The sequence below is a fragment of the Streptomyces sp. NPDC057565 genome, from assembly GCF_042801455.1.
GTDB lineage: Bacteria > Actinomycetota > Actinomycetes > Streptomycetales > Streptomycetaceae > Streptomyces > Streptomyces yanii.
In genome coordinates, this window is the sequence record NZ_JBHVFU010000019.1 from 61,789 (window position 1) to 74,932 (window position 13,144).

Annotated in this window: 11 protein-coding genes; 6 read left to right on the forward strand and 5 right to left on the reverse strand. The window is 70.2% G+C overall.

All coding sequences use genetic code 11. The features are described from left to right. The first annotated feature begins 31 nt into the window (after positions 1 to 31). Together ACFU8W_RS28310 and ACFU8W_RS28315 are read left to right on the forward strand one after the other, a co-directional pair. A complete protein-coding gene (locus ACFU8W_RS28310) occupies positions 32 to 1,546 on the forward strand; it encodes an MFS transporter (protein WP_384042784.1) in 1,515 nt (504 codons plus the stop codon). After that, positions 1,524 to 2,540, forward strand: coding sequence for a glutathione S-transferase family protein (locus tag ACFU8W_RS28315; protein WP_384042787.1), 1,017 nt, complete (start codon positions 1,524 to 1,526; stop codon positions 2,538 to 2,540). Before ACFU8W_RS28310 ends, ACFU8W_RS28315 begins: the two co-directional genes overlap by 23 nt. A 151-nt stretch (positions 2,541 to 2,691) precedes the next feature. Here the strand turns inward: ACFU8W_RS28315 and ACFU8W_RS28320 are convergent, their stop codons facing one another. Both ACFU8W_RS28320 and ACFU8W_RS28325 read right to left on the reverse strand, forming a co-directional pair. Beyond that, positions 2,692 to 4,167, reverse strand: a complete 1,476-nt coding sequence (locus tag ACFU8W_RS28320) for a DUF2252 domain-containing protein (RefSeq protein ID WP_384042790.1) — start codon at positions 4,165 to 4,167, stop codon at positions 2,692 to 2,694. Between the two features lie 219 nt (positions 4,168 to 4,386). Next, positions 4,387 to 5,070, reverse strand: coding sequence for a hypothetical protein (locus ACFU8W_RS28325; RefSeq protein ID WP_384042793.1), 684 nt, complete (start codon positions 5,068 to 5,070; stop codon positions 4,387 to 4,389). 69 nt (positions 5,071 to 5,139) lie between these two features. Here ACFU8W_RS28325 and ACFU8W_RS28330 point away from each other — a divergent pair, with 69 nt between their 5' ends. After that, complete coding sequence (locus ACFU8W_RS28330; protein ID WP_384042796.1) at positions 5,140 to 5,370, forward strand: DUF6011 domain-containing protein; 231 nt, start codon at positions 5,140 to 5,142, stop codon at positions 5,368 to 5,370. 6 nt (positions 5,371 to 5,376) lie between these two features. Here the strand turns inward: ACFU8W_RS28330 and ACFU8W_RS28335 are convergent, their stop codons facing one another. Continuing rightward, positions 5,377 to 6,249: an acyl-CoA thioesterase gene (locus ACFU8W_RS28335; protein WP_384042799.1), complete on the reverse strand. Its 873-nt coding sequence runs from the start codon at positions 6,247 to 6,249 to the stop codon at positions 5,377 to 5,379. A gap of 46 nt (positions 6,250 to 6,295) precedes the next feature. Next, a complete protein-coding gene (locus ACFU8W_RS28340) occupies positions 6,296 to 8,809 on the reverse strand; it encodes a DEAD/DEAH box helicase (RefSeq protein WP_384042806.1) in 2,514 nt (837 codons plus the stop codon). A 138-nt stretch (positions 8,810 to 8,947) separates the two neighbouring features. Here ACFU8W_RS28340 and ACFU8W_RS28345 point away from each other — a divergent pair, with 138 nt between their 5' ends. Beyond that, positions 8,948 to 9,739: a metal-dependent hydrolase gene (locus ACFU8W_RS28345; protein WP_345511705.1), complete on the forward strand. Its 792-nt coding sequence runs from the start codon at positions 8,948 to 8,950 to the stop codon at positions 9,737 to 9,739. A 24-nt stretch (positions 9,740 to 9,763) separates the two neighbouring features. On the opposite strand, the gene ACFU8W_RS28350 is transcribed toward ACFU8W_RS28345, so the two are convergent. Beyond that, a complete protein-coding gene (locus ACFU8W_RS28350; RefSeq protein ID WP_384042813.1) occupies positions 9,764 to 10,822 on the reverse strand; it encodes a LacI family DNA-binding transcriptional regulator in 1,059 nt (352 codons plus the stop codon). A 117-nt stretch (positions 10,823 to 10,939) separates the two neighbouring features. Between ACFU8W_RS28350 and ACFU8W_RS28355 the strand changes: the two genes are divergently transcribed. Both ACFU8W_RS28355 and ACFU8W_RS28360 read left to right on the forward strand, forming a co-directional pair. Then, complete coding sequence (locus ACFU8W_RS28355) at positions 10,940 to 12,235, forward strand: ABC transporter substrate-binding protein (RefSeq protein ID WP_384042818.1); 1,296 nt, start codon at positions 10,940 to 10,942, stop codon at positions 12,233 to 12,235. Then, positions 12,232 to 13,140 carry a carbohydrate ABC transporter permease gene (locus tag ACFU8W_RS28360; RefSeq protein ID WP_384042822.1) on the forward strand — a complete coding sequence of 303 codons (909 nt, stop codon included), beginning with the start codon at positions 12,232 to 12,234 and terminating at the stop codon, positions 13,138 to 13,140. Before ACFU8W_RS28355 ends, ACFU8W_RS28360 begins: the two co-directional genes overlap by 4 nt. The last annotated feature ends 4 nt before the right edge of the window (positions 13,141 to 13,144 follow it).

Genomic DNA, 13,144 nt, shown 5'->3' on the forward strand with positions numbered 1-13,144 from the left:
GAATCCGGACATGCCGCCTAAGGTGCGAATTATGCCGGAGAGCGCAACGTCCAAGGAAGGTGTGGCGGGGGGCGGGGCGGCCCCGGCGCCCGACCCCCGCCGCTGGCAGGCACTTGGTGTGTGCCTGGTGGCGGGCTTCATGACGCTGTTGGACGTGTCCATCGTCAACGTCGCCCTGCCGTCCATCCGCAACGGCCTGCGGAGCCCGGAATCCGATCTGCAATGGGTTCTCTCCGGCTACTCCCTCGTCTTCGGACTCCTTCTCATCCCCGCCGGACGGCTCGGAGACGCCCGGGGGCGCCGCGAGGTGTTCCTGGCGGGACTGGCCGTGTTCACGCTGGCGTCGGCAGCCTGTGGAGCCGCGCCGACCAGTTTCTGGCTGGTGGTCGCCCGAGTGATTCAAGGCGTCGGTGGAGCCTTGATCTCGCCGCAGATCTCCGCGTTGATCCAGCAGATGTTCTCAGGCCAGGAGCGGGGCCGCGCCTTCGGCATGTTCAGCACGGTGGTCGGTATCTCGACCGCCGTCGGCCCCCTGCTGGGCGGGCTGTTGATCCAGGCGGCCGGACCGGCCGAGGGCTGGCGCTGGGTGTTCTACGTCAACCTGCCGCTGGGCGTCGTCTGCTTCCTGCTCGCTCGGCGCCTCCTGCCGGACACCCCGTCGGCCGGCCGCGTGCGGCCGCGCGACCTGGACCCCGTCGGCGTCCTCCTTCTCGGCGCGGGCCTGCTGGCCCTGCTGCTGCCTCTCGTCCAGGAACAGCAGTGGCCCGGCAACGAGAAGTGGCTGCTGCTGGTCGTGGCCGCGGCTCTGCTCGCCGCCTTCGTCGGCTGGGAGTCCGGGTGCGGCAGGCGCGGCACCGCGCCGGTCCTCGACGTGTCGCTGTTCCGGCTGCACTCCTACTGGCTGGGCTGTCTGCTGAGCCTGCTGTACTTCGCCGGATTCACCTCGATCTTCTTCATCAGCACGCTCTATCTGCAGGCCGGCCTGCACTGCACCGCCCTCGAGGCCGGACTGGCCATCACACCGTTCGCTCTGGGGGCGGCGGCCGCCGCGGGACCCGGCGGCCGGATGGTCGGCCGTTACGGCCGGCCGCTGGTCGTCGTGGGGCTGTCCATGGTGGTCGTCGGACTCGGGGCCACCGCGTTCGCCGTGCACGTCGTCCCGGGCCGTGGCGTCGCCTGGGCGATGGCGGCCCCGTTGCTCCTGGCGGGTGTGGGCAGCGGCCTCGTCATCGCCCCGAACCTGACCCTGACTCTGTCCCAGGTGCCGGTGGTCGGCGGCGGGAGCGCCGGGGGCACGCTCCAGACCGGGCAGCGCGTCGGCTCCGCGATCGGGATTGCCGCGGTCGGCTCGGTCTTCTTCGCCCAACTGGCCTCCGAGGGCTGGACCACCGCGTTCGACCTCGGGCTCGTCGTCTCCGTCGCCTTCGTCATGGGGGCACTCGTCGTGGCTCTGGCCGATGTGGCGGCATCCCGGCGGGCCAGGAGACATATGTCCCACCCGTCCGACCGAGAGCGAGGCCGCGATGAGCAACCCGACCGGCAGTGAGCCGGACGGCAACGCAGCGTACGGACGCACGACCTTCAAACGGTCCAGGAGCCACTTCGCCGACCGGATCACGGCCGACGGGAGGGACGGCTGGCCGGTCGAGGCGGGCCGTTACCGGCTGGTCGTCAGCCGCGCCTGCCCCTGGGCGAGCCGGGCACTCGTCTCCCGGCGGCTCCTGGGCCTGGAAGACGCCCTGTCGCTCGCTGTCGCCGACCCGATCCAGGACGACCGCAGCTGGCGCTTCACTCTGGACGAGGGCGGACGGGACCCGGTGCTCGGCATCGCGTACCTGAGCGAGGCGTACGACGCGCGCGAACGCGGCTACCCCGGTGGCGTCAGCGTGCCCGCGATCGTGGACGTACCCAGCGGGAAGCTCGTCACCAACGACTTCCAGCGGATCACCCTGGACTTCGCGACCGAGTGGACCGCGCTGCACCGGTCCGGGGCCCCCGATCTCTACCCCGAACGGCTGCGGGACGAGATCGACGAGGTCATGGACGGTATCTACCGCGATGTGAACAACGGCGTCTACCGGGCCGGATTCGCCACTGAACAGGACGAGTACGAGGCCGCGTACCGCGCGGTGTTCCGTCGGCTCGACCTGGTCTCCGAACGCCTCGCGGACCGGCGCTATCTGGTCGGGGACACTCTCACGGAGGCGGACATCCGGTTGTTCACCACGCTCGTCCGCTTCGACGCCGTCTACCACGGGCACTTCAAGTGCAACCGCTCGAAACTGACCGAGGACCCGGTGCTGTGGGCCTACGCCAGGGACCTGTTCCAGACCCCCGGATTCGGTGACACGGTCGACTTCGACCACATCAAGCAGCACTACTACCGGGTCCACACGGGGATCAACCCCACCGGCATCGTGCCCCTGGGACCGGATCTCTCCGGTTGGGGGACACCGCACCGTCGCGAGCAGCTCGGGGGCCGCCCGTTCGGAGACGGCACTCCGCCGGAGCCGAGTCCGGCCGGCCGCACCCGAGTGTGAAGGACACGTCACGGTCCCCGAAGCGCACGTTCACGGCGGTGGACCGGCGGACGCCCCGTGCGGGGCGGTGGCCGGCTCCGCGGCGAACGCATGAGCGCGAGGGGACCGGGTGGCGCGGTGGCGGATGCTCCGGCGGGCTCGGCCGACACGGTCATGTTTTCCTCGTCGTCGGAGCGTCCGGTGCGCGCGGGGCCGCGGCCGGGCCGTTCGGCTCGGACGCGGGAAGGCGCCCTGTGCGGACCGCGTCGACCAGAGCCTGGTGGTCCCGCTCATTCAGGTCGGCGTACGTCTCCGCGAACCGTGCGATCGCACGGTCGAAGGAGTCGCTGCGTCCCAGATACGCGGCGATGGCGATCCGGTCGCCGGACCTCGCGTGGGCGCGGGCCAAGGTGCTGCCGCAGACCTCACCGAACGTCCGCATCCCGACCGGCACCATGGACTCCGGCCCGATGGCGCCCTTCCAGTCGCGCAGCTGCCGCAGATAGAAGTCGCGGCGCCGCCCGTCGGTCCATTCCGTGCGTTGCCAGCCGAGGAAGATGTCGCTCGCCGCCTGCATCAACCGCTGCCCGGCAACCACCCGCTCGCCCTGGTTCCGGTACGTGCTGGGGCCGGCGTATGGGGCGAGCACCGAGGCCTCGGCCTCCTTGGCCTGAAGGAAGAGCGGATCGCGGTCGTCCCTGCCGAGCAGCAGGATGATCCAGCACCGCGTGCCGACGCTGCCGATCCCGACCACCTTGCGGGCCACGTCCACGAGCCGGAAGTCCTGGAGCAGAAACCGCCGGTCGGACGGGAGACTCAGCGCGTAGCTCCTGATCAGCTCGCGGAACCAATCCATCGTCGCATCGCGCTCCTCAGCGGGCAGCAGATCGGCGAGCGGTACGAGCAGGGGCGGATCCGCGGCGATCCGGAGCCGGCCGTCGACCACCTCGGTCAGCTTGTCGAAGGCCTGCAGACTGTCCCGGGTACGGGCCTTGGCCATGGCACGGTTCAGGCTCTCGCGGCCACGTTTCGCCAACTGCTGCGACGCCACGGTCCGGAGGCGTTCCACATCAGTCTTCGTGTACCACACATCAAGGTTGCGCATACCCGCGAACCGGATCATCGACTCGCGGTACGACCGCACCGCTGCCGGCACGATGTCGGCGCTCTCCCGCTCCGTGAAGCCGTTCGCCCGCCCCGCGACGACAAGGCTGACCGCCAGCCGTTTGACGTCCCACTCCCAGGGGCCCGGCAGCGTCTCGTCGAAGTCGTTGATGTCGAACAGCAGGTGCCGTTCCGGGGAGGCGAGCAGCCCGAAGTTCAACAGGTGTGCGTCTCCGCACAGTTGGGCCCTGATCCCGGAATCGGGGCTGGCGGCAAGATCGGCTGCCATGATCGCGGCGGCGCCCCGGTAGAAATGGAACGGCGACTCGGCCATCCGGCTGTGGCGGATCGGGACGAGCTCCGGAACCCTGGTCGCGGACTGGGCCCCGAGGATGCCCATGGGGTCGGGACGGTCGGCCTGGGGTGCGAACGAGGCGTGGCTCGAACGGGGGGTGTGTCGGCGGGCGGCCTTTCCGGCGGCCGCCCGCTCCTCGGGCGTCAGGTGCGGCGCGGCGCGGTGGTTCGACGTGGCGTCCTGGGGCATCGAAGACTCTCCTGACTGCCCAGACGCCCTACCGCCCGGACGTGTGCTGCCCCTCGACGTGTGCTGCCCCTCTCCGATTATCACGGGTAGCCCCGGCCTCCGGCATCATCTGGTGGGCCAACGGGCTGGGGGACGATCATGGCCGTGCCATCCGCGCGGACCCTCGACGAGCCACGCGACGCCCGCGACCGCCGACGCGACCCGGGTATGTCGTCCGCGTCACGCCCGCTTGTCGTCCCAGGGGGTCCCCAGCCAGCTGTCGAAGGTGCGCAGCAGCGCCACCAGAGCCGCGCCCAGCCGCCAGTCGCACCACTGCGCGTGCTGAAAGAGATGGTCGTCCTGGAACTCCAGCGGGGTCTTTGTGCCGGCCCGCCAGAAGATGCGACGCGGCCCGCGGGCGACATCACCGCTGCCGCTGAGGAGGCTGCCCACGATGATGACCGCCTGAACGGGGGACAGCAGCCACCACACGTACCACCAGAAGATCCGCCCCTTGTAGCCGACGGCCTCGGGGCAACCCGTCTGCGTGACCGTCCAACGGGTCCGCAGCCCGCTGCCGGAGAGTGCCTTCTCGCGGACGAACGTACCGATGGGCTCGCCCTGGGCCCCGAGTACCTGATACGTCGCCACGCCGTCGCCGGCGGACGTGGTGATCACCGTGGCCAGCCGCGCCCGGCGCTGCGGATCGGCCCACAGGACGAAGGAACGCGTCCCGTTCTTACGGGCCGCAAGGTACGCCGGTATGCCGCCCGGGGGCAGTTCGCGCTCCACGTAGGCGACGTTCCGGGCCTGGTCGCCGACCGTGTCCGCGTACGTGATGACATGCCCGACAGGATCGACGCCGCCCGGTGCGGCGCTCTTCTTGTCCCGGGGGACCGGTTCCATGGTCAGCACGCTGCTCATCCGCGAACTCCTCCGTTGTGCTTCGTTCGGAAGTCGCAGGGTAGAACGCGGACTTGAGAAGATCGATTCGTGGAGAATCCTGAGCCGTTCCCCGGGTCCGACATCGAGGCCCCGGCCGAGCCCGACCGGGCGACCGGCCGCCGTCCGGTCCGCTGCCGCCTGTGCGGTCGCCCGCTCACCGGCAGGGAATCACGCCGCACCGGGCTCGGCCCCGCCTGCGACGCCAAACTGCACCCTGCGGCACCGGACATCCGCACCCGCCGCCACGAGGTCGAACAGGACCCGCTGCCCGGCACGTGAGCCGGGCTACGCGCCCAGTCGGCGGAACAACCCCTCCTGCACCACGGACACCAGCAGATTGCCGCCCCGGTCGTAGATCCGGCCGCGCGCCAGTCCCCGCCCGCCCGTCGCGATGGGCGACTCCTGGTCGTACAGGAACCATTCGTCGGCCCGGAACGGACGGTGGAACCACATTGCGTGGTCCAGCGACGCCATGTCGAACCCGCGCGGCCCCCACAGGGGTTCCACCGGAATACGGACCGCGTCGAGAAGCGTCATGTCGCTCGCGTACGTCAGCGCGCAGGTGTGCACGAGCGGATCGTCGCCCAGCGGGCCGACCGCACGCATCCAGACCGCGCTGCGCGGGTCCGCGTCCTTGATCTCCTCCTGCGTCCAGCGCAGCCGGTCCACATACCGGATGTCGAACGGCTGGCGTCTGGCCATCCGCTCCAGTGCCTCCGGCAGCGCCCCGAGATACTCGCGCACCTCTTCGGCGACGGTGGGCAGCTGCTCGGGGTCCGGAACGGTCCGGGCGGGCGGCAACTGGTGCTCGAAGCCCGCCCCCTCCGGCCGGTGGAAGGACGCCGTCAGATTGAAGATCGTCCGGCCCTCCTGCACGGCGGTGACCCGGCGCGTGGTGAACGACCGCCCGTCCCGGACCCGCTCGACGTCGTAGACGATCGGCACGCCGGGGCGGCCCGGCCGCAGGAAGTAGGCGTGCAGCGAATGGACCGGCCGGTCCCCGTCGGTGGTCCGGCCGGCCGCCACCAGCGCCTGCCCGGCGACCTGGCCGCCGAAGACCCGCTGCAGCGACTCCTCGGGGCTGCGCCCCCGGAAGATGTTGACCTCGATCCGCTCCAGGTCGAGCAGGTCGACCAGGCGCTCGGCGGGGTTCGTCATGCCGTTCGTCTCCACTCTCGCAAAGGTGCCGTCGCGGCGGTCACGTTCACAGCTGGCCGACCGAGGTGACCCGGACGACCGCCCGGCCCTCTTCGTCGGAGGCCGCCAGATCGACCTCCGCGCTGATGCCCCAGTCGTGGTCGCCGTTCGGGTCGGCGAACGTCTGCCGCACCCGCCACAGGCCGTGCGCGGCGTCCTCGTCGATCTTCAGCAGCTTCGGACCGCGGGCGTCCGGGCCGGTGCCCAGATCCTCGTACTCGTCCCAGTACGCGTCCATGGCCTCGCCCCACGCGTCCTCGTCCCAGCCCGCCTCGCCGTCCAGCTCACCGAGCTCGGCGACCTTGTCCAGCGCGGCCAGCTCCACCCGGCGGAACATCGCGTTGCGGACCAGCACCCGGAAGGCGCGGGCGTTGGCGGTGACCGGCTTGACCTCGTCGGCCCGCTCCTGCGCCTGCTCGGCCGTCTCCACCTCAGGGTTGGCGAGCTGCTCCCACTCGTCGAGGAGACTGGAGTCCACCTGACGGACCATCTCGCCGAGCCAGGCGGTCAGATCCTCCAGGTCCTCGGACTTCAGGTCGTCCGGGATGGTGTGCTCGAGCGCCTTGTACGCGCTCGCCAGATACCGCAGCACGATGCCCTCGGTGCGGGCCAGCTCGTAGTTGGAGGTGAACTCCGTGAAGGTCATGGCCCGTTCGTACATGTCCCGGATCACGGACTTCGGCGAGACGGGGTGGTCGCCCACCCACGGGTGGCTCTTGCGGTACACGTCGTACGCATGCCACAGCAGCTCGCTCAGCGGCTTCGGGTAGGTGACGTCCTGGAGCCGCTCCATCCGCTCCTCGTACTCGACACCGTCCGCCTTCATCTGGCCGACCGCTTCGCCGCGCGCCTTGTTCTGCTGGGCCGCGAGGATCTGCCGCGGGTCGTCGAGCGTCGACTCGACGACGGAGACCATGTCCAGGGCGTACGACGGCGATTCGGCGTCCAGCAGGTCGAAGGAGGCCAGCGCGAACGTGGACAGCGGCTGATTGAGCGCGAAGTCCTGCTGGAGATCGACGGTGAGCCGCACGATGCGGCCCTCCGCGTCCGGCTCGGCGAGCTGTTCCACGACGCCGCCGTCCAGCAGCGAGCGGTAGATCGCGATGGCCCGGCGGATGTGGCGCAGCTGTGCCCTGCGCGGCTCGTGGTTGTCCTCCAGCAGATGCCGCATCGCCGCGAAGGCGTTGCCGGGACGCGCGATCACGGACAGCAACATCGTGTGCGTGACCCGGAAGCGGGAGGTCAGCGGTTCCGGCTCGGACTGGATCAGCTTGTCGAACGTGGTCTCCGACCAGGCGACGAAGCCCTCGGGGGCCTTCTTGCGGACCACCTTGCGCTTCTTCTTCGGGTCGTCGCCCGCCTTCTTGACGGCCTTCTCGTTCTCGATGACATGCTCGGGCGCCTGCGCGACGACGAAGCCCGCCGTGTCGAAGCCGGCCCGGCCCGCGCGGCCGGCGATCTGGTGGAACTCACGGGCGCGCAGCGTACGGACCCGGGTGCCGTCGTACTTGGTGAGCGCCGTGAACAGCACCGTACGGATGGGGACGTTGACGCCGACGCCGAGTGTGTCCGTACCGCAGATCACCTTCAGCAGACCCGCCTGGGCGAGCTTCTCCACCAGGCGGCGGTACTTCGGGAGCATGCCCGCGTGATGCACCCCGATGCCGTGACGCACATAGCGGGAGAGGTTCTGGCCGAACTTCGTGGTGAAGCGGAAGTTGCCGATCAGATCGGCGATCTTCTCCTTCTCCTCCTTGGTGCACATGTTGATGCTCATCAGCGACTGCGCCCGCTCGACGGCCGCGGCCTGTGTGAAGTGCACGATGTAGACCGGCGACTGCCGGGTGTCCAGGAGTTCGGTGAGCGTCTCGGTGATCGGGGTCAGCCGGTACTCGTAGCTGAGCGGGACCGGCCGGGTCGCCGAGCGCACCACGGAGGTGGGGCGGCCGGTGCGCCGGGTCAGGTCCTCCTCGAACATCCTGACGTCACCGAGCGTCGCCGACATCAGGATGAACTGGGCCTGCGGCAGCTCCAGGAGCGGGATCTGCCAGGCCCAGCCGCGGTCCGGCTCCGCATAGAAGTGGAACTCGTCCATCACGACCTGGCCGATGTCGGCGTACTTCCCGTCGCGCAGCGCGATGGAGGCCAGCACCTCGGCGGTGCAGCAGATCACCGGGGCGTCCGCGTTGACGGAGGCGTCGCCCGTGAGCATGCCGACATTCTCCGTACCGAACAGCTTGCACAGATCGAAGAACTTCTCCGAGACCAGCGCCTTGATCGGGGCGGTGTAGAAGGTGACCTTGTCCTGGGCCAGAGCTGTGAAGTGCGCACCCGCCGCGACCAGGCTCTTTCCGGAACCCGTGGGGGTGGAAAGGATCACGTTCGCCCCGGAGACCACCTCGATCAGCGCCTCCTCCTGAGCAGGGTAGAGGGTGATGCCCTGGGTCTCGGTCCATGACGAGAAGGCCTCGAAGAGGGCGTCCGGGTCGTCGGTCGGGGGCAGCTGATCGATAAGGGTCACGCCCCCATCTTGCCTGCCTTCCGCCCGGATGCGGGAACCGGACGACCGTACGAAGATCACGGACGGTACGCTGCCCACTCAACTCGGCCGCATCGCAACGTCGATGGCGGCCGGACAAACTTTGGGGGCGGAAGAACCATGATGGGACCGGCACACTCGCTGTCCGGGGCGGCGGCCTGGCTGGGGGTGGGCGCGGCGGCGGCAGCCGCGGGCCATACGATGCCGTGGCCCGTCCTGGTCGTCGGCGCACTGATCACCGCGGGCGCCGCGCTCGCCCCGGACCTCGACCACAAGTCCGCGACCATCTCGCGCGCCTTCGGACCGGTCTCCCGCGCACTGTGCGAGATCGTCGACAAGCTCTCGCACGCCGTCTACAAGGCGACCCGGGGCTCCGGCGACCCGCGCCGCAACGGCGGTCACCGGACTCTGACACACACCTGGCTCTGGGCGGTGCTGATCGGTGCCGGGGCCTCCGCCGCGGCGATCACCGGCGGCCGGTGGGCGGTCCTGGCCATTCTCTTCGTCCACCTCGTGCTCGCCGTCGAAGGACTGCTGTGGCGGGCCGCCCGGATGTCCAGTGACGTCCTGGTGTGGCTGCTCGGCGCGACCAGCGCGTGGATACTGGCCGACGTCCTCGACAAGCCGGGCAACGGCTCGGACTGGCTCTTCAGCGCCCCCGGCCAGGAGTACCTCTGGCTCGGGCTGCCGATCGTCCTCGGCGCCCTCGTCCATGACATCGGCGACGCGCTGACCGTCTCCGGCTGCCCGATCCTGTGGCCGATCCCGGTGGGACGCAAGCGCTGGTACCCGATCGGGCCGCCGAAGGGCATGCGGTTCCGCGCCGGAAGCTGGGTGGAGCTGAAGGTGCTGATGCCCGCGTTCATGGTGCTCGGGGGAGTGGGCGGGGCGGCCGCCCTCAACTTCATCTGAGCACCCCACCCGGCCGCCGGGGGATCAGGCCGATTCGCGCGGCACCAGACGGTGCGCGAGAACGATCTCCCGGGCCGGGCCCGAGTCCTCGCCCTCCAGCCGGTCCAGCAGCAGCTGCGCCGCCGAACGCCCGATCTCCCGGGCCGGGTTGAGCACAGTGGTCAGCGCGGGCGAGACCAGTGACGCCGCCTCGATGTCGTCGTACCCGGTGATCGCCACCCGGTCCGGTACCCGCAGCCCAGCCGCCCGTGCGGTGTCCAGCGCGCCGATCGCGATCAGATCGTTGGCGCACGCCACGGCGTCCGGCGGCTCCGTGGCGTTCAGTACCGCCGTCGCCCCGGCCCGTCCGCCCTCGCGGGTGAAGCTGGTCCAGGCGACCAGCTCCTGGTGCACCGGCAGCCCGGCCGCCTCCAGAGCCTTCCGGTAGCCGGCGAACCGCTCCTCGCCCGGCTCCACCCCCGGCGCGCCCCCGATGTAGGCGATCCGCCGGTAGCCGCGCCCCACCAGATGGCTGACCAGGTCGTACATGCCCTCCGCCTCGGCGGCCCGCACCACATCGCCGAGCCCGGGCGCCAGCGGCCCGCCGAGACGTACGAGCTTGGATCCCGAGGCCGTGATCCGGTCCAGATCCTGCCGCGTGGCGCCGTACCTGCCGACCACGATGCCGTCGATACGGCGCGCCACCAGCTGCCGGATCACTTCGGGCAGGTGTGGGCCGTCCATCGGCGCCTCGCAGACCACGGTGAGGTACTCGTGGGCCAGTGCGATCTCCTGCATGCCCGCCGCGATGGCGGTGTTGAACGGGTTGGTGATGTCCGGGACGACCAGGCCCAGGGTGCGGGTGCGTTGCGTACGCAGTCCGCGCGCCGAGGGATCCGCCTGGTAGCCGAGCCGCTGTATGACGTCCTCGACCCGGGCGCGGGTGGAGGCCGAGACCGGGCGGCGGCCGCTCAGCACATGGGAGACCGTGGTGACGCTGACGCCCGCTTCGGATGCCACATCCACGATCTTGATCCGGCCGGCGCCGCGCACCATCAGCCTCCCGTTGTTGTCCAGGGCTGTTGTCCTGGTGTTCGAGGTCACTCTATCCAATGTGCAAAACGTTTTGTATGGTGCTTCCGATCGTGCCGCACGGAGGCCGAGCCAGGTTATGCAAAACGATTTGGAGAACGCGATGTCCATCGCAGGCAGGAGAGCCGCATGACGAGCTCTCCCAGCCGCAGAACCGTGCTCGGGGCCGCCCTCGGCGTGGCCTCGGCGGCGGCCCTGGCCGGCTGCTCGGGCGGCCGACCGGCGGACGGCAGAACAGCGGTGCGGTTCCTCGGCCCGGAGACCCCCGAGACGTTCCGGGCGGTCATCCGCGGCTTCGAACGCGCCAACCCCGGTATACGGATCGACTACACGCCGGTCCCGCCCGACCAGCTCGGCGACGTCCTGCAACTGCGGCTCTCCGCGAAGGACAGCGCGATCGACGTGTACGCGGTCGACCAGCCGCGCGTCCCGGCGCTGACGGCCCGCGGCTTCCTCACCGACCTGAACCGGATCGCGGACCGCACCAGGGCCGCCGTCACCCCCGAGCAGTACGCCGTCAGCTCCTGGGACGGCACACTCCGCTCGCTGCCGATCTGGACGTCCACCCAGTACCTCTTCTACAACGCGGACCTGCTGGCCAAGGCCGGGGTGGCACTCCCCGGCGCGGCACCGGCCGACCGCTGGAGCTGGGAGCGGACCAAGGCCGCGGGACGCCGGGCGATGGACCGGGCCGGAGCCGACTACGCGCTGCTGCTGGAGCAGACGGACCTCTACTACGGGCTGCAGCCGCTCATCGAGTCCCTTCACGGCGGATCAGGCATCACCGGAAAGGACATGCTCACGCCCGCCGTCACCACCCAGGGCTGGATCGACGCGCTGGACTGGTACCGCACGCTCTTCGCCGACGGCTCGTCGCCCCGCGGCATCCCGTCCTACCAGCTCTCCTCCCTCTTCACCTCGGGCCGCGTGCCGTTCTTCGTCGGCGGCCCGTGGAACCTCGGTGCCTTCGCCGGACTCAGGGACTTCACCTGGGGCACGGCCCCGCAGCCGAAGTTCGCCCACGGCCGCGCCGTCACCCCCACCGACTCCTGGTCCTGGGGCGTCAACCCGTACGCCGAACACCCCGAAGCGGGCCTGCGATTCATGGAGTACGCCGCACTGACCACCGAGGGCAGCCTCTCCACCGTCGAGGCGTCCCCGCTCATCCCGTCGAACCGCAAGGCCTTCGACCGGTACGCGGCGGACCTGGCGGACAAGGCGACGAAGAGCACCGCCGGGGTCGCCACGATCATGCGGTACGAACTTGCTCACACCGCCGTCAGCCGGCCACGCAGCATCGGTTACACGCAGTTCGAGACCGTCATGGGCTCCGCCTTCTCCGACATCCGCAACGGTTCCGCCGTGGAACCCCGGCTGGCGAAGGCCTCCGGTGAACTGGTGCGTACCTGGGAGCGCCTGCGATGACCACCTCACCACCCCGCACCCCGCCGCGGCCCGCACGCCGCCGTGCATCGCAGGGCCGGACCGCCCTGTACTTCCTGGCACCCGCGCTGCTCGCCCTCGTGGTGCTGCGTCTGCTGCCCGCCGCGATGGCCCTGGTCAGCAGCGCGCGCCACCACAGCCTCGTCGACGGCACCACCACGTTCGTCGGCCTCGGCAACTACACGGACCTCTTCTCGGACTCCCAGTTCTGGCAGAGCGTCCGGGTCACGCTGCTGTTCAGCCTGGTCATCAACCCGCTCCAGGTGCTGATCGCGCTCGGCCTCGCCGTACTTCTCAACCGCAGGTTCGCGGGCGTCCGCTTCTGGCGCTCGCTGGTCTTCGCACCCATCGCCGTGCCGCCCGCCGTGTCCGCCGTCATCTGGGGCATCCTCTACCGCCCCGAGGGACCGCTCAACGCGATCCTCGGTGCCCTGGGGATCCCGCCGCAGCCCTTTCTCACCAGCTCCGAGCAGGCGCTCTTCGCGCTCATCGTGCTGATGTCCTGGGTCGGCGTCGGCTACTGGATGATGTTCCTGATCGCCGGACTCCAGGACATTCCGCAGGAGTGCTACGACGCGGCCGCCGTCGACGGCGCCTCCGCCTGGCAGCGCTTCTTCCATGTCACGCTGCCGCTGCTGCGCCGCCCGCTCGCCTTTGTGCTGGTCGCCGACACCGTCGCCAACTTCCTGGTGTTCGCACCCGTGCAGCTGCTCACCCGCGGCGGCCCCGACGGCTCCACCAATCTCATGATGTACGACGTGTTCCGCCGCGCCTACAGCGTCGGCGACATCAACTTCGCCCAGGCCGAAGTGGTGGTGCTCGTCGCCATCACGCTCGCCGTCGTCGTCGTCCAGTTCCGGATGATGCAGGGCAAGGGCGAGGAGTGACCCA

Excerpts from the sequence above, each read along its gene's own strand:
- ACFU8W_RS28355 (WP_384042818.1), top strand. The coding sequence starts at position 10,940 with ATGACGAGCTCTCCCAGCCGCAGAACCGTGCTCGGGGCCGCCCTCGGC.
- ACFU8W_RS28360 (WP_384042822.1), top strand. The coding sequence starts at position 12,232 with ATGACCACCTCACCACCCCGCACCCCGCCGCGGCCCGCACGCCGCCGT.
- ACFU8W_RS28310 (WP_384042784.1), top strand. The coding sequence starts at position 32 with ATGCCGGAGAGCGCAACGTCCAAGGAAGGTGTGGCGGGGGGCGGGGCG.
- ACFU8W_RS28345 (WP_345511705.1), top strand. The coding sequence starts at position 8,948 with ATGATGGGACCGGCACACTCGCTGTCCGGGGCGGCGGCCTGGCTGGGG.
- ACFU8W_RS28315 (WP_384042787.1), top strand. The coding sequence starts at position 1,524 with ATGAGCAACCCGACCGGCAGTGAGCCGGACGGCAACGCAGCGTACGGA.
- ACFU8W_RS28320 (WP_384042790.1), bottom strand. The coding sequence starts at position 4,167 with ATGCCCCAGGACGCCACGTCGAACCACCGCGCCGCGCCGCACCTGACG.
- ACFU8W_RS28335 (WP_384042799.1), bottom strand. The coding sequence starts at position 6,249 with ATGACGAACCCCGCCGAGCGCCTGGTCGACCTGCTCGACCTGGAGCGG.
- ACFU8W_RS28325 (WP_384042793.1), bottom strand. The coding sequence starts at position 5,070 with ATGAGCAGCGTGCTGACCATGGAACCGGTCCCCCGGGACAAGAAGAGC.